Here is a 21,833-nt window from a genome sequence, read left to right as displayed (position 1 = left end):
TGGGATGATATCGGTTCGGATATCAATGGATGATTCATATCAGTCTTGGACAGTATCTGGGCGGCTGTGCTGTCATGGCCGCCATGTCCAGCTCGCATCCTCGTACCCGCATGTCCAGCATTGCCCGACTGGCCGCGGCCGCCACCGCGGCCGGGCTGGTGACCGCGGCGCTCGCGCTGCCCGCCGTGGGCGGCTCGGGGGCGGTGGTCGTCGCGGCGACCGAGGAGCTGAACCTGCGACCGGAGGAGCTGGCAGAGCCGCGATTGGCGGAGAAGACGACGGTGTATGACGCCGAGGGCAACAGCACCAGGACCCGAACGACGCGACGACGGATGCGCCGCTGGACGAGGCCGGTCAGCAGCCGTACGAGGACCTGCCCGGCCAGTAAGGGATCATGCTCCACGAAGACCAGCGTCGCGTACCAGGGTCTCCACGCTGAAGGAGCGACGACCAGCCAGGACTCGTTCACGTCACCGAGACGCACCGGATGGGGTTGTCACTCGCAATCGAGGAGGCGGGCGCCGAAGGCCCGGCAGGCGGTTCGGAAGTCGCGCGATTCATGGATGGTGAAGTCGGCGTTCAGGAAGGCGAGGCTCAGGAGCAGCCATTCCCAGGTGTCGAGCATCAGGACGACCTTGGTCCGGCGGTCGTCCAGTGTCGCGAGTTCGGCCTCTTGGTACTTGAGGGCGTCGGCGACCGCCGGGAGGGGCGCGTCCACGGTGAGAACGACGCGGTTGCGGTGCTTGTTGAGTCCTTGCCGGAGATAGTCCACGGCGGTGTCGGCGGGCAACGGCCTTGGCGTGTAGGTGCTGGTTGACGTCTGGAGACGGGTGATGCGATCTATGCGGAAGAGCCGCCAGTCGTCTTTGCAGGTGTCCCAGGCGAGGAGGTACCACCGCTGGTGGTGGTGAATCTGGCGGTGGGGTTCGACGCGGCGGGAGGAGGCTGGGCCGTCCTTGCCGCTGTAGTCGAAGGTGACGATCAGGCCGCGCTGGATGGCGTCGGCCAGGGTCGATAGGTCGTCGGCGCTGGTGCTCGGGCCGAGCGAAATGCTGGTTTCCAGGCTTGCGCGGAGCTGGGTGGCGCGGTGCCGGAGGCGCTTGGGCAGGTATTGGTCGACCTTGCCGTAGGCGCGGGTCGCGGCCTCGTCCACGCTTCCCTCGGTGGCGCTGCCAGTGGCGGCGAGGGTGGCCAGCCCGAGGAGAGTCGCGATCGCCTCGTCGTCGTCGAGCACAAGCGGTGGCATGGCGTTGCCTGCGGTAAGCCGGTAGTGGCCACCGGGGCCGGGCTGAGTCTGGACCGGGTAGCCGTAGCCGCGGAGGCGGTCGATGTCGCGGCGTAGGGTCCGGGGACTGACGTCGAGCCGTGCGGCGAGCTCGTCGCCGCTGAACGCCCGTCCGGACTGAAGCGTGGTGAGCAGGGCGAGGATGCGTTGGGTGACGTCCGCCATGCATCCAGTCTCACCAACGTTGCGGTCGCTTTCTGTCCACATCTGTTCATAGCCTCACCGACATGCAGAGGCGAACGATCCGCATCCGGGGTGCCCGGACCAACAACCTGAAGTCCGTCGACGTGGACATCCCTCGCGGCCGGTTGGTCGTGTTCGCGGGCGTGTCAGGGTCGGGGAAGTCATCGCTCGTGTTCGACACGATCGCGGCAGAGGCCGGGCACCAACTGAACGAGACATTCCCGCCATTTGCCGTAATCGACTGCCGAAGTGGACTCGCCCCAATGCAGACGAGATCAAGGGACTGTCGCCGGTGGTGGTGATCGATCAGCGCAGAATCGGCGGGAACGCCCGCTCCACCATCGGCACCATCACCGATACCTGGACCTATCTACGGCTGCTGTTCTCTCGCATCGGCTCACCGCATGTGGGCGAGTCGAACCACTTCTCGTTCAACGACCCGGCCGGCATGTGCCCCACCTGCGCTGGGCTGGGCGAGGTCGTGGTGAGCGCCGTCGACCGGTTCCTGGACCTGGACAAGTCGCTCGCCCAGGGGGCGATCCTGCTTCCCGGGTTCGGCAACGGCGGCTACTGGTACTCCCAATACGCCGAGATCGGCAGCTTCGATGCGGACTCCCCGCTCCGGGACTGGACCGAGGGGGAACGCCAAGCCCTGCTGTACGGCGGTGAACACGCTGCACGCCTGGGCACCAGGCCTCCCACGGATTACGAAGGCATCGTGGAGCGCTTCGAACGGATCTACCTGCACACCTCCGACAACCTCTCCGATCGCAAGCAAGAGACGATCGCCCAGTTCACCCGCTCAGAGATCTGCCAGGACTGCCGCGGCGACCGGCTCAACGAGGCCAGCCGCACCGCCACCGTCCTCGGGTACACCATCGGGGAAATGGCCCGCATGGAGATCACCGAGCTCGCCGACCTCGTCCAGCGGGTAGCCGACCCGGCTGTCGCGCCTGTCACGGCCGCCCTCAGGGACCGGCTCGGAGCCATGGTCACGATAGGGCTTGGTTACCTCCACCTCGGCCGCGCCACCACCAGCCTGTCCGGCGGGGAGTCACAGCGAATCAAGACCGTCAAGCACCTCGGCAGCAGCCTCATCGAGATGCTCTACGTCTTCGACGAACCCACCGTGGGCCTCCACCCGCACGACATCAAATCGATGATCACCCTGCTGCAGCAGCTCCGCGACCAGGGCAACACCGTCCTGGTCGTCGAGCACGACCCCGCAGTCATGGCCATCGCCGACCAAATAGTCGAGATCGGACCCGACGCCGGCGCAGACGGCGGCGAACTGGTCTTCCAAGGCACCTTCGACGAGCTCCAGACAGCGCGAACGGCGACGTCCGCAGCCCTCGCCATGCAGACGCCGATCACCACTGACCCGCGAGCAGCCACCGGTGCGATCACGGTGGCCAACGCCACCCGCAACAACCTCAATAACCTGACCGTCAACATCCCTACCGAGGTCCTCACAGTCCTCACCGGCGTCGCGGGGTCAGGCAAGTCCAGCCTCGCGACCGAGCTGGTCACTCAGCAGGGCGCGGTCGTGATCGACCAGCGGCCGGTCAGCACCAACCGGCGCTCCACCCCCATCACCTACACCGGCATCGCCACCCCGATCCGCAAGCTCTTCGCCAAGCACAGCGGCTTGCCCGCCGGCTTCTTCAGTGCCAATTCCGAAGGCGCCTGCCCCGACTGCAAGGGTTTGGGCGTCATCTACACAGACCTAGCCTTCATGGACGGCCAGGAGACCGTTTGCGAGACCTGCCAGGGCCGACGGTTCACCAGCGATGTGCTCCGCCACCGAGTCAACGGTCTGTCCATCGCTGACATCGACGACCTGACCATCAGCAACGCCATCCAGCAGCTGCCCGACCGCACGATCCGCAAGGCGCTGCAACACCTCGGCCAGGTCGGACTCGGCTATCTCCGCCTCGGCCAGCCATTGACGACGCTGTCCGGTGGTGAATGCCAGCGAGTCAAGATCGCTAAGGAGCTGCGCGACACCGCGGAGCCGACCCTCTACGTCCTCGACGAACCCACCACAGGTCTGCACCTGCGCGACATCGCCACCCTGCTCCAGATCCTCGACCAGCTCGTCGACCAAGGCCACACCGTCGTCGTCATCGAACACAACGTCGACGTCATCCGGCACGCAGACTGGATCATCGACCTTGGCCCCGGCCCCGGCAAGCACGGCGGCCAGATCCTCTACCAAGGGCCAGTCGCCCAGATAGACGGCACTGTCACTGCTGCTGAAGTCATCCCGAGCTCGGGTATTCAACGATGACATTCGCTCGCCGGCCACGGAGCTCGAACAGGCGACAGGGAACATCGATGAGCATGATCAGTCGTCGGCGTACGACATCCCGCAGCAGCCGCTGATCCGGAAACCGTCCGGATGCAGCCGCATGCCGATGGCGTCGTCGGGGTCGATCACCAGGCCGGGCGGTTCGATCGAGAACTCACGGGGACGAGGCCTGCCCTCGTCCGTGTTGGTCCCCCACGAGCAGGTCGACACGAGGGACGGTTGCTGCCTGACGTCGGATGGTTGGAACTCTCTCAGCCGTCCACTCCGGCCGGGCGTTCACCCCGCAAAGCGAGATAGGTGTCGGGACGCCGGTCGCGGACGAGGAACGGGCCCAGTAACGCCGCCCGCGCGGCCGCCATCCCACCGAGCACGTCGATCTCCCCATAGACCAGCCCGACCGTGTCGGTCCCTGTCGAAACGACCACGTCACCGACCGGGTCGATGATCTGGCTCATTCCGAAGAACTCCACTCCGCCCAACTCGCCGATGAAGTTGCTCGAGACGAACCATCGGCCGTTCTCCATCGCCCGGACACGTTCGAGCGCGTCGTACTGGCGGACCCACAGGTTGTCCCGGCCATCGCCGTGACCCGGCATCATCGGCCATGCCGTGGACATCACGAAGATGTCCGCTCCACGTAGCGCCAGCTCCCGGCACGACTCGGGAAACGACTTGTCGTAACAGATCAGCATGCCGATACGACCGAAGGGCGTTTCGAACACGGGCCAGTCGTTGCCGGGCCGCCATACCAGCTGCTCCACGGGAGTCACGTGGACCTTGCGGAAGGTGCCGACGAGCCCGCGCGGGCCGGTGAGCACCATCGTGTTGTAGACGATGCCCGGACGGTCGCTCGCCTCGGTGAGCCCGTAGATCACGTGGATCCCCCGCTGGGCGGCCTTGGCCGCGATGGCCTGCACGCTCGAACCGCCCGGTACGGGCTCGGCCACCTCGAACATGCGCGTGATGGCGCCTTCAGGATCGAACGCACGGAAGTTCGGCGGATAGCCCTGCAGGCTGGTCTCTGGGAACACGACCAGATCCGCACCGTTGCCGGCCGCTTCGTCGATGTAGGACAGGTGGAGTTCGAGGCTCTTGGCGATGTTGTACGTGGGCGGAAAAGCACAGGTCGCGATCTTCGTCACACTCGTTCTCCCTGTTCGTATACCGCGGGTCCGGGTCGCCGCGGTCGTCACGACCCTCGCACGGCGGCGCGGAACTCGTCGACCGCTGAGTCCGTCAACGGGTGTCGCATCAGACTCGACAACACCGTCCAGGAGGTGGTGACGCCGCCGGCGCCGTCTCGTACCGCCTGCACAGCCTGCTCGGTGCTCTTGATGCTGGCCGCGAGCAGCACCATCCCGTCCGGGACGAAGGGCGCGAGCCGGGATACGAGCGGCCCGTCCGCGCCGTCGAGCCGGGCGGCGCGGTCGACGTACCCGATCACCCAGCGCGCGCCGGCCTGCGCCGCGCACAACACCTGGCCCGGCGAGTACACCGCGGTGAAGGCCACCTCGCTGCCGGCGGCGGAGAGCTGGGCGCCGATGGCGTACAGCCACGGTTGCGCCGCCAGCTTGAACACGACTCGCTCGCGGTCGCCAGGGCCCAGCCGGTCGATTGCGGCGATCTCCTGAGCCGCCTGATCCGCGTCGGTGGCGGTCAGCTGGTAGAACACCTTGCCCGCCGGGAACGCGTCGAGCAGCGCCGACAGGTGAGTCACATGGTCGGCGGACACCTTGGACATCAACGCCGGGTTGGTGGTGATCCCCGCCGCGATGCCGGAGGCGGCGGCGCTGCGGGCGTCGCCCAGGTCCGCGGAGTCAAGGTAAAGGCTCATGTGTTCTCCTCAATCAAGGTCGTGCCGGCTGGCAGCCGCGTCTCGCGCTCCCGAACGCGTACATTTGTGGGTTCCCACACCTCGATGATCAGGGGCAGGGACGAATCCGCAGGTGAAGCCTGCAGGGTGCCTGCGGCGAGGTCGTACCGCACCGTGGGGTACGCCTCTTCCCGGCGCTGCCAGAACGCGGCGTAGGCGCCCAGCGTCAGGCACGGGGTCTGCTCCCGAAGGGCGAAGGCGGCCATGGCCGGCACGACCGTGTCGGCCATGCCGCCGAGCACCTCCGGATGGCCGTAGACGTGCATGGGCCGGCCGAGTGCCAGCTGCCGGCGCATCACGGCAAGGAAGTAGTCCCTGGTCTCCTCGCCGCCGGGTGGGGTGACGCCGCGCTCCTCGGCCCACCTGCTGGCCCGCTCCGGTGAGTACGGGTGCACCGGCACCTGCAGAATGCCGCCCTCCGCTCTGAAGGGCAACGAATCGAAGTCGAGGCCGAATTCTGACGAGTACGAGTAGCCGATCTGGGCCAGTGCCTCACCTAGCGAGGCGTTCCACATGCCTCTAGGCGCGACGAAGGAGGTCACGTCCCGGCCGACTCTCGCCTCTACCCAGGCGCGACCTTCCTTGAGGTTGGCGAGGTTCTCCTCGTAGGTGTCGAAGAGGGTGTGCGCCTGGGCGTGCTGGCCCACCTCGAACTCCGCCGGCCAGCTGTCGGGCAGCCCGGGGAACCGCGAGCTCAGGTCGGCGTTGACGTAGAAGGAGGCCGGCAGGTTCGCCGCTCGGGCGGCGTCGACGAGGTTCTGGGTGTGCGGCGCGTACGCTCCGTCGACGTCGACGCGCAGGATGAACACCGACCTCGCGCCGCCGGGGAACCGTGGGAGCCGCACCATGGGCAGCCCCGCGCGCTGGAACCCCAGGCGCAGCATGTGCAGCAGCGTATCGGCCACGTCCGCCTTGTCGACGGCCGCGACCCGCTCCGTGACCTCGGTGAACTCGCAGAACGCACGCAGGCGGTCGCCCTGCGCCATGAGCAGCTCGGTGAGCGCCACTCCGCTGTAGACGATCGCGCCGGCTCCGATCCTGCGGCTCAGGACGACGGGGAATCGATCGGGGTCCGAGCCGTACTTGACGATCCGGTCCTCGTGCAGTCGCAGCACGCCCTCGCCGGCCCCGGGGAATCGCGTGACCAGGCCAGGAGCCGCGCAGAACCGGCCGCCGACCGGGGTCTCGAAACCTGAGACCACGGCTGAACCGGCGTCGTCGATGTCGAACGGCAACTGGCGTGCTCCGCTCACCACCGCGACGCCGCCCTTGGCGACGTACGCCTCCAGCCAGGCCGGCGACCGGCCGGACACCAGCACGACGGGACTATCGGGGATGTCGGCGATCTGATGCGCTATGCCCTCCTGGGCAAGCACCCGCAGCCACCCGGCGGCTCCCCCGTCGGCCACGACTCCGACCGTGATGTCTTTCAAAGGCAATGCGCTACTCGTTTCTCTATCACTTGGAGCCGCTTCGAGATCGCTTCGGGCGATCCGCGAGCGCGGCGGTGACCACGTCGCGGTCCGGAACTCCCTGGCTGCCGCCGATCGCGCCGATCGCGAACGCCGCTGTCGCCGCGCCGAACCTCGCGCTGTCGAAGGCGTTCGCGCCGTCGAGGTACGCCACGAGGAACCCGGCCGAGAAGCAGTCGCCGGCGCCGGTGGTGTCGACGACGTCGGCCGGCATGGCCTCGACCGTTTCCACATCAGATCCGGCGGCGACCACGGCACCATGGGCGCCGAGCGTCATGACCACCACGGACGGACTGAGGGTACGCAGGAAGTCCAAGCCCGCGGCAGCCGCGGCGAACTCGTTGACGAACAGCACGTCGACAGGTGCGACCAGCGCGTCGAGGTCGGTGATGCCATCGAGCATGCCGGCCTCGATGTCCATGGCCACCAGGCACCCCGCGTCCCGGGCGGACCGCGCCGCCCACCGCGCCTCCGCCTCGGCGAACGGTGCGATCTGCACCGCGCGCACCGCCCGGAAATCGATGTCCCTCAGGTGGTCGAGAGTGGGAAAGAAAGCGCTGGTACGGGCGACGGTCAGCGACTTCTCGCCCTGCTCGTCGAGCTGCACGACGCTCATGTACGTACGCGCGCCGGCGACCTGGCGGACATATCGCGTGTCCAGCCCGACTTCGGCGTAGTAGGCCAGTGCCGCACTCGCGAAGGGGTCTTCCCCGAGCGGGGCGGCAAGGCCCGCCCGCGAGCCGAGCCGGGCCGCCGCGCACGCCACGTTGGCGCTCATGCCGCCCGGCGCGACGTCCAGCAGGTCACCGAGCACCTTCTGTCCCGGCTCCGCCCGTGGCCCACGCAGGTACACGTCGACATCGGCGTCGCCGATCGCCAGCAGGTCGAGCTTACGGGGACCCGTCATCGGACCGCCTTCACCAGCTCCCGCGTCCGCGCCGGGTCGACCGGGTTCCACCACAACCCGTCGTGCTTGAGGCCGGCGCCGACGATGGCTCCGTCGGCGGCCTCCAGCAGCGGCCGGCCGTTGTCGGCGGTCAGTCCACTGCCGACCAGCACCGGCAGGTCGGTGGCGCCCTTGACGGCCAGCACGTCCTCGACGCTGGTAGCGTGCCCGGTGCGCAGGCCGCTGACGATCACCGCGTCCGCGCAGTACATCTGCGCGTCGCGGGCCAGCTCCTCGATGCCCCGGTCGGCGGTGAGCGCGTGCGCCCCGAACTTCACCTTCACATCGGCGAGGAACACCAAGTCGGCGGCGCCGATCGTGTGGGCGTAGCGCACCGCCTCGGCCGCCACCCCGTCGAGCAGTCCCTCGTTGGCGACGTAGCTGGTGACCCAGATGTTCGCGCGGACGAAGGATGCCCCCGTCGCCTTCGCGACGGCGACTCCGGGGATGACACCGTTGGCGACGCACGTGATCCCCACCGGCACCGGCACCGCCTCGACCACCCGCAACGTCGCCGCCGTCAGCGCCGCCACCGTCTCGGGGCCGATCTTCTCCGGCCGCACGTACGGCAGGTCGCCGGCGTTCTCCACGACGATCGCGTCGATGCCACCGTCCACCAGGGACAGAGCGTCGCGGACCCCCTTGGCGTAGATGGCCTCGACGTCCTCCCCCCGGTAGCCCGGCGCACCGGGCAGCGGGTCGAGGTGAATGTTGCCGATCAGCGGTTTGCGACCGTCGAAGAGCCGGGTGAAACGGTCGGTCGGATGAGGGGTGCTAGGCACCGGTGTCCGCCTCCTTCAAGGGAACGTTGCCGGCCGGCCCGTCACTACGCAGGCCGGTGATGTACTCGACAAGGGATCTACCGTCGACCTCGCTGGTGGGCCGGTCGGTGACGAGGCGGCCCAGCCGCAGCACCAGCACCCGATCGCACACCTGGAGCACGTGCTCCATATTGTGTGTGATCATGAGTACGGCGACTCCGCGCCCGGCGAGCCGGCGGACCAGCTCCAGCACGAGGCCGGTCTGGTGCACGCCCAGTGCGGCGGTCGGCTCGTCCAGCATCACGATCTCCCGGCTCCACGCCACGGCGCGGCCGATCGCGACACATTGCCGCTGCCCACCGGACAGATCGCGGATCTTCGTCCGCACCGACGAGATGTTGATGCCGAGCTCGCTGAGGATGTCCCTGGTGTCCCCATGCATCTTCTTGTGGTCCAGCCAGCCGAGCTGGCGCAGCACCGGCACGCGTGTGCGGATCTCCCTGTTGAGGAAGAGGTTCTGGGTGACGTTGCTGTGCTCGATCAGCGCCAGGTTCTGATGCACCGTCTCGATGCCGACCGCTGCCGCTGCCCGCGCGCTCTTGAGGGTTACCGGTTCGCCGTGAATGAGGGTCTCCCCCTCGTCTGCGGGCTGCAGGCCGGACAGGGCCTTGACGAGCGTGGACTTGCCGGCGCCGTTGTCGCCGACGAGGGCCGTGACCTGGCCGGGCATGAGGTCGAAGCTGACGTCCCGCAGAGCGTGCAAGCCACCGAACGACTTGCTCAAGCCTCGTACGGCGAGCGCGGGCCTTCTTTCTTCGCTGGTCATGATGGTTCCTCCGACTCCCGCTCTCAGTCCCGCGTCTGGCGCTGGCTGATCGCCACGGCGACGACGATGATGAGTCCGATGGCGACCCGCTGCTGGGAGGCGGAAAGCCCCTCCAGGATCAGGCCGTTGCGGATGATGCCGATCAGCACCGAGCCCACCAGCGCGCCGGCCATCGATCCCCGCCCGCCGAAGAGACTGGTGCCCCCGATGACGACCGCGGCCAGCGTGGTCAGCATGTCGGTGGCGCCCAGCGTGTGGATGGCGCCGTGGATCTCACCGGTGTAGATGAGACCGGCCAGCGCCGCGGCGCCGCCGCTCAGGGTGAGCACGGCGATCCGTACCCGGTTGGTGTCGATCCCCACCGAGCGGGCGCTGGTGGGATTGTCGCCGGTGGCCAGCACCCGCTGCCCGAACGCCGTCTTGCGGTATACGGCGTGGGCGACGGCCAGCCCGGCGGCGCACCAGAAGAAGGTGACCGGCACCCCGGCGATCAGTCCGGACCCGAAGATGGTGTTGAAGGCGACGTTGCTGACCGGCACGTCCTGCAGCCGGGTCACCAGCTCGGCACAGCCGGCGAAGAGCTCCATCGTGCCCAGCGTGATCAGGAACGAGGGCACCTTCAACCGCACGACGAGCACACCGTTCAGCAGACCGGCGAGCAACCCGACGCCGATGCCGGCGATGGTGCCGGCGACCACTCCATAGCTGTTGACCGTCGTGGCGCCGACCAGAGCGGCCAGCGCCACCACCGAGCCGATGGACAGGTCGATCTCCCGCGCGGACAACACGAACACCGTCGCGAAGGCCATCAGCGTGATAGGCGTCGTCTGCTCGATGATCGTGATGAAGTTGCGCCCGGTGAGGAACCCGCTGTCGCTCAACGTCACCGAGAAGTAGATGAAGACCACCACGAAGCCGAGATAGACCGCAAGGTCGGACCAGCTCAGGTGCGCGGGCACCGCCCGGAGGCGGTCCGTGATGGACCCGCCCCGGACGTCCTCCGCCTTGCTGTCAACGTTGGTAGTCATGTCAGACACCTGGGTTCTGTGATCACTTGGCGACCGCGTCCACGACCTGCTTCGGTGGCGTCGCGCTGTAGTAATCGCGGTAGCCCTGCAGCAGGTTCTCCCGGGTGATCGGCACGGCGGGCACCTGGACGTAGGCCGGCACCTCCTTGCCGAGCAGAGCCATGCCGATCTCGGTGGCCATCGCCTGGCCGATGCCGTACGGATTGTCGATCACCAGGCCGCGGACCGCGCCGTTCTGGGCCAGCGAGAGCGCGACGGTGTTCGACAGGTCCATCGTCCCGACGTACACGTCATTGCGCCGGGACGAGCCGATCGCCTGGACGACGCCCGCCGCCGGCTCGGCCCACGGCGCGTAGATCGCCTTGATGGACGGGTTCTGCAGCAACATCGCGCTGGCCATCTGGAACGCCTGGCTGGGGTCGGAGAAGCCCTGCTTCGCCACGATCTTGATGTTGGGGTGGTCCTGCTCGATCGCGGTGCGGAATGCGGCGTCGCGCTGGTTGACCACGTACGCGTTGGCGTTGAAGTAGAGGAAGCCGATGTCGCCGCTGCCGCCGATGGCCTCGGACAACTGGTCGGCCACCACTTTGCCCATGCCGTACAGATCGTCGCCCACCACGCCGACGTAGTCGCTGCCGTGCTTGAACCCCGTGGGCAGGTTGCTGATGAAGGCCAGCTTGACACCGGCGGCCGTGGCCTGGCGGAGCGACGGCGCCAGCTCCTGCGGGTTGATCGGCCAGGTCAAGATCGCGCTGGGCTTCTTGGCCAGCACGGTTTTCACCGCGTTGGCCTGGTCCGCGGCACTGTAGTTGGAGTTGCTCGTGGCACTCAGGCTGATCCCAAGCTCGGCGAGCCGCTTCTTGGCGCCCTCGGTGACCGCGTTGGACCAGTCGCTCGTGGTCTGCAGCAACAGGGCCGCGGAGTAGTTGCCCGCCTTCAGTTTGGCGATGTCGTCCGCGGTCAGCTGCAGGTCCGACATCGGGACGCCCGTGGCGCCGTTGGGTCCGACGGTCTTGGTGACCTTGCCGGAGGCTGCCAGCTCACCGGGCGCCGCATCGGACGTGGTGGCCGCGACGGAGGAGTTGGGAGGCGTGGTCGAGTCGGCGGTCGTACAGGCGGTGGCGAGAAGCGCGCTCATCGCGATCGGCACCGCAAGGGTGACCGCGCGGCGCAGCCTGCTCAGGGTTGTCATGGTTTCTCTCTTCCGAACGCAGGCATGGTTGTGGCAGACCGGCCGGTCCGCGTGCCGCGAGCCACGCCGGGTGGGGGTTTCATGCTCGGAGGGTCGGCACCAGGTCAGTTCGCCAGATCGACCCGGTACACGTACCTGTTGCCGACGAACTTCATCCGGGTGAACTCGGCGATCGTGTCGTCGTGCAGATAAGAGGTGCGCTCGGCGATGAGCAGCGCCTCGCCGGTGGCGCAGTCGAGTAGTTCGGCCTCTTCGGCGGCGGCAAGTCCGGCGTAGACCATTTCGACGCCACGTCGCAGTTCGAGGTTGATCGGCGGTGCTGACAACACGGCGTAGAGCGATTGGTCGGCGAGCCGGGTGAACTCCAGCACCTCGTCCCGGCCGCCGAGCGTGGCCAGCGGAAGCCACGTCTCCTGGATGCCGATGGGCCGTCCGTCGGCGAGCATCAGCCGCCGCAGGTAGCGGCACTGGCCGCCGAACTCGTCATCGGTGGACGCGAGCTTCGGCGACAGAGGTCCGTCGACCCTGGTCGAGGTCAACATCAGTCGTGATGGAACGTGCCCCTGCGCGAGCATGTTGTCGGTGAAGGAGGTCAGCCGGGGCACGTGCGAGACGCCGGGCTCACGCAGGAACGTGCCCTTGCCCTGGATACGGTGTACGACTCCGTCCGACGCCAGGGCGTTGAGCGCCTGACGGATCGTGGTGCGGGAAACTCGGTAACGGTTCTCGATCTCCGGCTCGGAGGGGAGCTGGTCACCGGGCCGCAACTGTCGTTCCCTTATCTCGGCCAGCAGCGCTCGCTTTAACTGCACATGGAGCGGTTCGGTGGCGCTTCGGTCGAGATAACTTGTCATGACAAGATGATGAGACCACAGGATAAGGAGTGTCAATATGCCCATGTTTCGGCTAAGTAAAGATGTGCTCGCTTGTCGGCTGTAGTGCTAGTTGTCCGTTTCCCGACCAGCCGTCGATCATGTGTTCGTGGTGGTCGACGGCACTTTCAGCCTGATCGAGGGAGACGGTCGCGGTTGATCACCGTCGAGATCGGAGCGGCCGCCTAACCTCGGTCTTGTCGGCGCCGGTCCAGCTGTTTGATACCCCGGTACGCCGGCCCGGGGTGATGATGGTGGTTATGGCGTTGTCCACGGCGTTCACGAAGTTGTTCGGGATGGAGCATCCGATTGCGCTGGCGCCCATGGGCGGGTCGGCAGGTGGTGAGCTGACGGCGGCGGTCTCTCGCGGCGGGGGGCTCGGGTTGCTGGGTGGCGGCAATGGGGATCGGGAGTGGCTGGCCCGCGAGTTGCCCATCGTCGCGGAGGGCACCGCAAAGCCGTGGGGCGTCGGTTTCCTGAGCTGGGCGATCGATGTCGGCGCGAAATACACCGCCCGCACCCTCGGCCACCCCTACCTTGACCAATGGCGCGGCCGGGAAGCGGAACTCGCCGCTGACCCTCAGGCCAAACGGGCCTATCAGGATGCCGTGGCACGAGGCGATCTGCCGCCGTTGCCGGTGTGGGCCGGCGAAGCCGTTGATCTCATCACCGACCTGCCATCCGCAGCCGAGCTGGTCGCCACCCTGGCCGCGCAGGCCGAGGACGCCCTGGCGCGAGCAGGAAGGCACTGACCGGAACGATCCGCCGGGAACGAGGCGCTCGGGCAGGACACCGACGTCGATGCACGCGTAGCCGCCTCAGCAGCCGGGTGCGTTCGGGGCCGGCTGCAGGCCCGCCCCGATGGACGCCGGTGTCGTCACGGTGTGACCCGGCCGGGGGCTTGCTGCGGATCATCGGCCGCCGCCGTGGTTTCCTCCTGTTCCTTGATCGAGGCCTCCACGGACTCCAGTTCGATCTTCCGGCTGTCCGGCAGCCCCCACGCCGCGATCAGCCCGATCGCCGCCGTCCCCATGATCACGAACGCCGGCGACAGCGGCATGTGTGACTGCGTGGTGAGCACATTGACGATGACCGGCGGCAGGCCGGAGAAGACGAAGGTGCCGACGGTCGACGCGATGCCAGCCGCCGTGGCCCGCACCTCGGTCGGGTAGAACTCCATCGACACGGCGTGGATCGCGCCGAGGCACAGCGGGACGCTTATCAGGATGAGCATGCCGCCCAGCACGGCGGCGGGGAAGCCGCCGCTCTGGGCGACCAGGAAGCCCGGCAGGACGAAGAGCATCGACGCCAGCCCGCCCAGCAGGAGCGGAACCTTCCGGCCGAACCGGTCTCCGAGCAACCCGACCAGCGGGTTGAAGACCACGAGCATCGAGATCAGGATCAGCGGCACGACGCGGGCCTGCCCGGCCGAGAGGTTGCTCTCCTGGACGAGGTAGGTCGGGTAGTACACGAACATGATGTAGAACGTGCTCCCCAGCGCGCCGACGCAGCTCACGCGGAGGATCATGCGCCAGCTCCGCCGCAGGGCCGTACCGATCGACGCGGACTTCACCCGGGCGCGCGCGGCCACGTACGCCGGCGGCTCCTCGAGGCCGTAGCGGAAGTAGAGGCCCACGAGGGCCAGCGGCGCGGCGATCAGGAACGCCACCCGCCAACCCCACGCGTCGAACGTCGCCGCGTTCACGAGCAGGCCGGTGATCACACCCGTGGCGGCCGCCGCGAGAGTCCCCAGGTTGCCCGCGATGGCGATGAACGACGTCACGAATCCACGCCGCTTCCGGGAGGCGAACTCCCCGAGGAACACCGGGGCGACCGTGGTCTCGCCGCCCGAGGCGAAGCCCTGGAGCAGCCGGCAGAGGACGAGCAGGATCGGCGAGAGCAGCGCCGCCGTCTCGTAGGTGGGAATGACGCCGATTCCGGCGGTCGACACTCCGACGAGGAGGATCGACAACATCATCGCGTTACGCCGGCCTATGCGATCGGCCATCACCCCGAAGAACAGGCCGCCCGCCGCCCTCGACAGGAAAGAGACGCCGAAGACGGCGAGCGTGGCGATCAGCGCGGCCTCCGCGTTTCCGGCGGGGAAGAAGGCCGTCGAGATGGGCGCTACGAAAAGCCCGTAAAGGGCCGTGTCATAAACTTCGATGAAATGACCGAGGACCAATGCCGCGACCGTTCTGGGACGCGAGGTCTTCGTCTTCATAACACGCTCGTGGGGTGGTGTGGGCATGCCGGTTCTCCTGGTCATCCAGTTTTGGCAGAATCCCCCGATACGGTGTAATGCACGTGGAAGGAGTCAGGCGCCGGCCAGGGCCTGACCGCTCAGATAGCCGAAGACGATTCCCGCGGCGAGCGTCGCCCCCGCTCCCGGGTATCCCGGGCCGAACGGGCTGGCCGCGACGTTCCCGCACGCGTAGAGTCCGCGAATCCGGGCTCCACGGGTGTCGAGAACGGCGCCCTCGGTGTCGGTGAGCGGGCCGCCCTTCGTGCCCAGGCAGCCCAGGAACAGCCGCACCGCGTAGTACGGGCCCGACTCCAGGGGCCGCAGGTTGCGGTTCGGCGTCACCTCCGGGTCTCCGCGGTAGAGGTCGTAGACCGATTCGCCGCGATGGAAGACCGGGTCCACGCCGTCCGCCGCATGCCGGTTGAACTCCTCGACCTGCGCCGCGAGACCGGCCGGATCGATTCCCGCCGCTTCGGCGAGCTCGCCGAGGGTGGGCGCCGTGAGCATCCACTTGGGCGTGGGGGTCTCCGGGGTCACTGTCGCTATGGGGTACGACCGGCGGAAGCGCTCGTCGAAGACCAGCCAGCACGGGAGGTTCGAGTATTCGTAGTCGTGGGAGTCGAAGGCCGCGAGCATCTTGCCGAAGTCGTTGTAGTTCATGGCTTCGTCGAGGAACCGGTGGCCCCTGCGATTGACGATGATCCCGCCCGGTAGCGTGCGCAGGCCGCTCGTCGGCCGGTACAGCGGCACGCCGTCGTAGGTGTCACCCGATGCGGCGATCATGGGTCCCCACCACGCCTCGCTCATGTTCCCGAGCGCGGCTCCGACGGACATCGCCATGGTCAGACCGTCGCCCTCGTTCGCCGGAGGGCTCGCCGGCGCGTCCATCGGCACCCCGAGGAAGGTGTTGACGAGGTCCTTGTTCCACTCGAACCCGCCGGAGGCCAGGACGACCCCCTTGCTCGCCCGGAACGACCGCCGCTCGCCGTCCACCACCGCGTGCACGCCGACCACCCGGCCTTGCGCGTCGCGTTCGAGCTCGTCGGCACGGGCGTTGACGTGTACCTGGACGCCCTTCTTCAGGCAGGCGTCGAGCAGCGTGCCGGCGAGGGCGGCGCCCATTCCTACCAGGCCGTTCGCGACGCGCTCGGCGAGCAGCTTCCAGTCCCATCGTTCCGGCCGCTCCATTCCCCATTCGTCGCCCTCGAGCCGGGTGATCGGGACCGAGCTGTGCCCCTTTCGCAGCTGCTGCGTGTGCTCGCCGAGGAGCTTGGTGTCGAAGAGGCCGACCTGCAGCGTCCGCCCGCCCGGGCGGGCACCTGGAAGCTGCGGCTGGTAGTCGGGATGGTGCGGATTCGAGGAGAACTCGATCGGCGTTTCCTTCTCGAGGAAGTCCAACGCCGGGTTGATGTTGTCCACGAATGCCTCGAGGAGGCGGTCGTCCACCCGGCCCAGGGCCAGCGCCCGCACGTATTCCAGACCGTCCTCGCGGCTGTCGGGCCGGCTCCCCTCCGCCGGGTATTTGCTGTTCGGCGCCCACACGGAGCCACCGGAGACGGCGGACGTGCCGCCGAACACCGGCGCCTTCTCCAGCAGCGTGACCCGCAGCCCGCGGGAGGCCGCCGACAGCGCCGCCGTCAGGCCGGCCACCCCTGATCCGATGACGACCGCGTCGGTTTCTTCGGTCATTACTGTTCCCGTCCTTCCAGCTCCTTGCGGATGCCGACCGCCAAGTCCTTCGCCGCCGGTTCGAGCAGCGGCGACATGAGCAGCTCGATCATGGGTGCCATCGGCCCGCCCGGGCTCACTTCGAGGTGGAAGTCGAGCCTGGACGTGGGACCGCCGTCCCCGGCGGCGGGAGCGGTCTTCGTGGTGCCGGTCGGCGTCTTCGCGCCGCCACTGACGATCTTGAACAGGAGTTCCGCCCAGAGCCGCCGGAGTCGCCGTCGCCACGATTCGCGGGGGGCCGGTGCCACGCCTGCGGGGGCGGCCGGGGAGCCGTCCTCGACCTCGCCGATCCTGAACGTCCCGCCGCCCGTGATCTGCTCCGTCAACCCGTTGACCGTGAAGTTCAGGAAACTCCTCGGCTCCCATGCGTCGATGGTCACCTCGAGGTCGACCTCACGGCTGAGCACTCCGACGTCGCCCTTCAGCGTCCAGACGGAGTGGGTCTCGTCGACCACCTTGACCGTCTGATAGCCGATCATCAGGTGCGCCCAGTTCGGGATGTGCCAGAGGTATTCCCATACCTCGTCGATCGAGGCCGCGATCTCGACGGTGTAGTCGATCTCGATCATGCCGCGCCGCGGTTCACTCGTCGTAGGTGATGATCGGAAGCAGGCTCTCGCGGTTCAGCGAGTTCCACAGCGCCTCATCTCCCTTCTCGAAAGGCAGGATGGGATCGCACAACGACTTCGCGTCCAGGTAGCCCATTTCGATGAGCTTGGCCAGGCGCGGAATGTCCCGGAGCACGTTGGCGCCGCCGTAGGACGCGGAGAGGTACTTCTTGCCCTCGTAGTCGAAGGGGCCCGGCGACGGCGGCCAGAATCGCGGGTCGCTCGTCGGCTCGATCCATCCGGTGTGCACGAACGTGCCGCCTCGCCGGGTCGCCTGGTAACCCCAGCCGACCGGCGCCGCTCCTGTGGTGTCCGCCGGCTTGCCCGTCGTCGGGTCGCCGATCGTCTTGCCCGCGGCCTCGTAGACGTGGTCGGCGCCACGCCCGTGGTAGAAGCCCTGGTACGGCTTCCCGCCGGCGGCCATGTTCGGCGTGTCGGGGGCGCACAGCTCGTGGATCTTGCTGACGACGCCGGCGCCGAGCTCGTCCGAGTTGAGGACGATGTGCGCTCCAGCCCGCTTGGCCGCGTCGATCCGATGCGGGATGCGCTCGACCGCGATGATCAGCTGCGCGCCCATCATCCTGGCCGCCTGGATGATCGAGAGGCCGAGCGCGCCGCAGCCGATCACGGCGACCTTCGAGGCGATCTCCACCGGCATTCCGAAGAGCCCGAAGCTCCAGCCGGGCCCGGGGACGCAGGCCAGCGACGCGAGCTCGACGTCGGACAGTGGGGAGTCGTACACCGGTACGACCCAGGCCTCGGGGCAGACCGCCAGCTCCGCGAACCCGCCGGTGTGGTCCTGCCAGACTGGCGTGCCGTCCGCCAGCTCCGCGAACGGCGGGGCGTCCTCGGTGGCGAAGTCGAGGTCGTTCTTGTGGCCGCACGCGTGCCACTCCCCGCGTACGCAGCTGTAGCAGGTGCCGCAACTCGGCAGCACCGGCGTCACGACCCTGTCGCCGACCTTGACCCGCCGGACCTGGGAGCCGACCTCCTCGACGATCCCCATGGCGCCGTGGCCGGGGCTCCTGGCCTTGCCCTGGTGCGCGGGCAGGCTCGCGACGTTCGGCACGAGCGTGTAGCACGCCTGTGCCGCGAGGTTGCGGATCACCACGTCGGTCGGCCGCCTCGGCCGCAGCCTGAGATCGCGGATCTCGAACCAGTCCTGATACCGCACCCAACCCCGGAAACCGGTTATGTCTGTCATGTCCAACCTTTCTCAGCGGCCTTCTCCATGGCGGCCCGGGCGTCGACCGGCTCCCACCACGGGGTGAGCCCGAGATCCTCCGCGATGATCCGCGAGACGATGTAGCCGGCGCCGCCCGAGATCGCCCCGCCCGGGTGGGTGGGCGACCCGGCCATGTACAGGCCGTCGATGGGAGTCCGGTAGCCGAAGTGGTTCCACATGCTCTGCTCGCCGGCGAAGGATCCCATGAAGATGTCGCCCTGCCGCATGTTGATCAGCGTGCGGCTGTAGTCGTTCGCCGTCATGGTCCAGGCGTGCAGGATGTTGTCGCGGGTCATGTTCGGCGCGTACTCCCGCCATTTCTCCAGGACGCGCTCGGTGAACTCCGCCTTGACCGGCTCGATGTTGTCCGGGCTGCCCTCGGGCGCGTATGGCATGACGTGCCAGGCGTACGCGGTGTGGTGCCCGGGCGGCGCCTGCGAGGGGTCGAACTGGGTGATGTGCCCGGTGCCGAAGGAGATGTGCTCCGGGATCTTGTTCGCCGCCACCTCGTCGTGCAGGGCGAACAGCTCCTCGACGCTCTCGCATCCGACGTTGTACTTGAGGGCCCGGTTCACGTTCGGGTCGAAGTCCGAGCCGAGGTAGTCGGGCGCTTCGCGGAGCGCGAGGTGCACGCCGAACAGTGTCCAGGCGGTCGGCTTGAAGTTCGCGACCTTCGTCCGGTAGCCGGCGGGCAACTGCTCGGAACCGACGAGCCTGGTGAAGGTCTGCGGGACATCGAGGGTGCTGGCGACGAACCGCCGCGCGGTGAGCTCGCGCCCGTCGGCCAGTTCGACGCCCTTCGCCTGGTTGTCGTCGACGACGATGCGTTCCACCTCGGCGTGGTTGAGGAACGTGCCGCCGGCTCGGATGTAACTCTCCATCAGCCCGCGCGCCAGGTTCCAGCTGCCGCCGACGCACACCTGATAGCCGGCGGCGAGGTCGAAGCCGCGGATCGCCGCGCCCATCGGGCTGCGCTGGCTCACCGCGTCGTACAGGACGGTGCCGAAGATCGAGAGCTTGAACAGCATGAGCAGCTTGACGCGTTCGTTCTCGAACAGCTCGTTCATCAGGTCCAGCGGCTGCCGTTCGATGATCTCCAGGAAGTCACGCCCAACGGCGCTGCCGGAGAGCAGGGCGTTGCGCTCGTCCTCGGGGAGCGGCTCGGAGTACCGCTCGGCCATGAAGATCGCGTCACTGATGGCGTCGGCCCGGCGGTTCCACTCGCGGAAGGTCTCGGCGTCGCGCTGCGAGAACCGGGCGATCGACGCGCAGGTCTCGTCGACGTCGCGGGAGAAGACCAGCGACGTGCCGTCGGCGTGCGGCTGGGCGAAGTCGAAGCGCGGCGTCGCGTACGGCACGGTCGCCGCGAGGCCGAGGTCGCGGTACCACGGCGCCTCGGTGATGTTGAAGTGGTTGATCGAATGGGGGTTCTGGTAGAACCCGGGAGGCCCGGGCTCCACGGTGCTGAGGCCGCCGCCGAACATCATGCGCCGTTCCAGCAGCGCGATCTTGAGTCCGAGCCGCGACAGGTAGGTGCCGAGGATCAGGCCGTGCTGGCCGGACCCGATGATGATCCCGTCGTATTCACCGTTGATGGCAATCGCCCTCTCGATCGAACTTGATGTAGACGTTCTTCTGCTGCGCGTAGGAATAGAGCTCCTCGATCCCTTCCTCGCGCCCCACGCCGCTGTTCTTGAATCCGCCGAACGGCGCGCCCGCGATGTGGATCGAGCTCGCGTTGACCCAGACGTAGCCCGCTTCGAGGTCCTGGACCGCCCGCATGGCCGTGCCCAGGTCCGTGGTCCAGACGCTGGCCGTCAATCCCAGCGGGAGCCGGTTCGCGCGGGCGATGGCCTCGCCGTACTCGTCGAAGGGCACCACCGACAGCACCGGGCCGAAGATCTCCTCCGCCAGCAGGGGCGAGTCGCACTCGCCGCCGTCGAAGGCGAAGACGGTAGGGGGCACGAAGAAGCCGGCGCCGGGATCCTTGACCTCGCCGCCCGCGATCAGGCGCGCTCGCGGGTCCGCGAGTCCGGCCTCGACGAAGCGGGCGATCCGCTCGAACTGGGACCTGCACACGATGGCGCCCACGTCGGTGTCGTCGTTCTGCGGATCGCCGACCTGGAGCCTGCCGACCGCCTCCTGGAGCCGCCCGAGGAATTCCGCCCAGAGTGTGCGGTGCACGTAGGCGCGCGAGGTCGACCCGCAGCTCTGTCCCTGCCAGGTGAAGTTCATGCCGTTCACGGCCCCGGCGACCGCCGCCTCGAGGTCGGCGTCGGGGAAGACCAGGAGCGGGTTCTTGCCGCCCAGCTCCAGCGTCACCGTCTTGACCCGGTCCGCGGCGGCCTGCCGCTGGATGGCCAGTCCGGTCGCGACACTGCCCGTGAAGGCGATCCGGCTCACGTCGGGGTGCGCGGTCAGGCGTGCGCCGGCGGTGACGCCGAGCCCGGTGACCACGTTCAGCACGCCGGGCGGCAGGATCCCCGCGCACAGCTCGCCGATGCGCAGCGCCGACAGCGACGTGTGCTCGGACGGCTTGAGTACCACCGTGTTGCCGGCGATCAACGGTGCGGCGATCTTCGTCGCGGCGAACATCAGCGGATGGTTGAAGGGCACGATCCGGCCGACGACGCCGAAGGGCTCGTGCACGGTGTAGTTCAGCCCTCCCGCCGGCGGGGGGATCGACTGACCGCGCAACTCGAGCGCCAGCCCGGCGAAGTAGCGCAACTGGGTCACCGCGAGCCGGACGTCGTTGCGCAGCATGCTGATCGGCGTGCCGTTGTCGATCGAGTCGATGCGGGCGAGTTCCTCGCCGTGCTCCTCGATCGCGTCGGCCACCTCGTTCAGCAGCGCGGCACGCACGCTCGCCGGAGTACGCGCCCATCCGCCGAACGCCCGCTTCGCCGCCGCGACCGCGCGATCGACGTCGACGTCCGCGGCCGCCGGCACCGTGGTGACGACCTCGGCGGTCGCCGGATCGACGACCTCCAGCCTGCCTCGGCCTACGGCGTCGACCAGTTGGTTGTCGACGACCATTGACCATTCCCGCTCAATGACCGATGCGGCGTCCGGTGGATTCATCATTCGCGCGTCGCTCCTCCCGCTCACTGGGGATATGAGGGCGGTTTCGGATCAGCTCAGGCCCGGGGTCCGTCAACGATCCGGCCTGCGATGCGTTGTCTCTTCGGAGCCTTGCGTTCTATTCTCAAGAACGGTAGACCATGTTGCAGAACGTTTGGATGTTAGGCACCCGCGTCGTACACCGTCAAGACATCCCT

The 21,833-nt window shown here is 68.0% G+C and carries 20 protein-coding genes; 2 read left to right on the top strand and 18 right to left on the bottom strand.

The window, feature by feature from the left end:
• Positions 1-34: 34 nt before the first annotated feature.
• Positions 35-484, bottom strand: a complete 450-nt coding sequence (locus ACFLIM_RS27750; RefSeq protein ID WP_393170336.1) for a hypothetical protein — start codon at positions 482-484, stop codon at positions 35-37.
• 12 nt (positions 485-496) lie between these two features.
• Positions 497-1,450 (bottom strand): helix-turn-helix transcriptional regulator, encoded by a 954-nt coding sequence (locus ACFLIM_RS27745; protein WP_393170334.1) that lies wholly within the window; start codon positions 1,448-1,450, stop codon positions 497-499.
• Positions 1,451-1,760: 310 nt separating this feature from the next.
• Between ACFLIM_RS27745 and ACFLIM_RS27740 the strand changes: the two genes are divergently transcribed.
• A complete protein-coding gene (locus ACFLIM_RS27740) occupies positions 1,761-3,758 on the top strand; it encodes an ATP-binding cassette domain-containing protein (protein WP_393170332.1) in 1,998 nt (665 codons plus the stop codon).
• 57 nt (positions 3,759-3,815) lie between these two features.
• Here ACFLIM_RS27740 and ACFLIM_RS27735 read toward each other — a convergent pair whose 3' ends face one another.
• The 10 genes from ACFLIM_RS27735 to ACFLIM_RS27690 form a co-directional block, all read right to left on the bottom strand.
• Positions 3,816-3,989, bottom strand: a complete 174-nt coding sequence (locus tag ACFLIM_RS27735) for a hypothetical protein (RefSeq protein WP_393170331.1) — start codon at positions 3,987-3,989, stop codon at positions 3,816-3,818.
• Positions 3,990-4,030: 41 nt separating this feature from the next.
• Positions 4,031-4,921 (bottom strand): carbon-nitrogen hydrolase family protein, encoded by an 891-nt coding sequence (locus ACFLIM_RS27730; protein WP_393170329.1) that lies wholly within the window; start codon positions 4,919-4,921, stop codon positions 4,031-4,033.
• Positions 4,922-4,968: 47 nt separating this feature from the next.
• Complete coding sequence (locus tag ACFLIM_RS27725; protein WP_393170327.1) at positions 4,969-5,613, bottom strand: transaldolase family protein; 645 nt, start codon at positions 5,611-5,613, stop codon at positions 4,969-4,971.
• Positions 5,610-7,085, bottom strand: coding sequence for a polysaccharide deacetylase family protein (locus tag ACFLIM_RS27720; protein WP_393170326.1), 1,476 nt, complete (start codon positions 7,083-7,085; stop codon positions 5,610-5,612). Before ACFLIM_RS27720 ends, ACFLIM_RS27725 begins: the two co-directional genes overlap by 4 nt.
• 25 nt (positions 7,086-7,110) lie before the next feature.
• Positions 7,111-8,031 (bottom strand): carbohydrate kinase family protein, encoded by a 921-nt coding sequence (locus ACFLIM_RS27715; RefSeq protein WP_393170324.1) that lies wholly within the window; start codon positions 8,029-8,031, stop codon positions 7,111-7,113.
• On the bottom strand, positions 8,028-8,852 hold the full coding sequence (locus ACFLIM_RS27710) for a BtpA/SgcQ family protein (protein WP_393170323.1): 825 nt from the start codon (positions 8,850-8,852) through the stop codon (positions 8,028-8,030). Before ACFLIM_RS27710 ends, ACFLIM_RS27715 begins: the two co-directional genes overlap by 4 nt.
• Positions 8,845-9,657, bottom strand: a complete 813-nt coding sequence (locus ACFLIM_RS27705; RefSeq protein ID WP_393170321.1) for an ATP-binding cassette domain-containing protein — start codon at positions 9,655-9,657, stop codon at positions 8,845-8,847. The genes ACFLIM_RS27710 and ACFLIM_RS27705 overlap by 8 nt, the downstream gene beginning before the upstream one ends.
• A gap of 23 nt (positions 9,658-9,680) precedes the next feature.
• Complete coding sequence (locus ACFLIM_RS27700; RefSeq protein WP_393170319.1) at positions 9,681-10,685, bottom strand: ABC transporter permease; 1,005 nt, start codon at positions 10,683-10,685, stop codon at positions 9,681-9,683.
• Between the two features lie 22 nt (positions 10,686-10,707).
• Positions 10,708-11,877: a substrate-binding domain-containing protein gene (locus ACFLIM_RS27695; RefSeq protein WP_393170317.1), complete on the bottom strand. Its 1,170-nt coding sequence runs from the start codon at positions 11,875-11,877 to the stop codon at positions 10,708-10,710.
• Positions 11,878-11,981: 104 nt separating this feature from the next.
• A complete protein-coding gene (locus ACFLIM_RS27690) occupies positions 11,982-12,731 on the bottom strand; it encodes a GntR family transcriptional regulator (RefSeq protein ID WP_393170315.1) in 750 nt (249 codons plus the stop codon).
• Positions 12,732-13,009: 278 nt separating this feature from the next.
• Here ACFLIM_RS27690 and ACFLIM_RS27685 point away from each other — a divergent pair, with 278 nt between their 5' ends.
• Positions 13,010-13,501: a nitronate monooxygenase gene (locus ACFLIM_RS27685; protein WP_393170314.1), complete on the top strand. Its 492-nt coding sequence runs from the start codon at positions 13,010-13,012 to the stop codon at positions 13,499-13,501.
• 125 nt (positions 13,502-13,626) lie between these two features.
• Here the strand turns inward: ACFLIM_RS27685 and ACFLIM_RS27680 are convergent, their stop codons facing one another.
• The 6 genes from ACFLIM_RS27680 to ACFLIM_RS27655 form a co-directional block, all read right to left on the bottom strand.
• Positions 13,627-15,000: an MFS transporter gene (locus tag ACFLIM_RS27680; RefSeq protein WP_393170312.1), complete on the bottom strand. Its 1,374-nt coding sequence runs from the start codon at positions 14,998-15,000 to the stop codon at positions 13,627-13,629.
• Positions 15,001-15,066: 66 nt separating this feature from the next.
• Entirely contained in the window at positions 15,067-16,683 is a 1,617-nt protein-coding gene (locus ACFLIM_RS27675; protein WP_393170310.1) for an FAD-dependent oxidoreductase, read from the bottom strand.
• Positions 16,683-17,291: a CoxG family protein gene (locus tag ACFLIM_RS27670; protein ID WP_393170308.1), complete on the bottom strand. Its 609-nt coding sequence runs from the start codon at positions 17,289-17,291 to the stop codon at positions 16,683-16,685. The genes ACFLIM_RS27675 and ACFLIM_RS27670 overlap by 1 nt, the downstream gene beginning before the upstream one ends.
• Before the next feature lie 13 nt (positions 17,292-17,304).
• The gene (locus tag ACFLIM_RS27665; protein ID WP_393170306.1) at positions 17,305-18,534 is read right to left on the bottom strand and encodes an alcohol dehydrogenase catalytic domain-containing protein; all 1,230 of its coding nucleotides are present in this window, start codon (positions 18,532-18,534) and stop codon (positions 17,305-17,307) included.
• On the bottom strand, positions 18,531-20,099 hold the full coding sequence (locus ACFLIM_RS27660; RefSeq protein ID WP_393170458.1) for a phytoene desaturase family protein: 1,569 nt from the start codon (positions 20,097-20,099) through the stop codon (positions 18,531-18,533). Before ACFLIM_RS27660 ends, ACFLIM_RS27665 begins: the two co-directional genes overlap by 4 nt.
• Before the next feature lie 40 nt (positions 20,100-20,139).
• Complete coding sequence (locus tag ACFLIM_RS27655) at positions 20,140-21,591, bottom strand: aldehyde dehydrogenase family protein (RefSeq protein ID WP_393170304.1); 1,452 nt, start codon at positions 21,589-21,591, stop codon at positions 20,140-20,142.
• Positions 21,592-21,833 lie beyond the last annotated feature (242 nt).

It is taken from the genome of Nonomuraea marmarensis, assembly GCF_043197025.1.
Lineage (GTDB): Bacteria > Actinomycetota > Actinomycetes > Streptosporangiales > Streptosporangiaceae > Nonomuraea > Nonomuraea marmarensis.
This window is presented reverse-complemented; position numbering and strand designations above follow the sequence as displayed.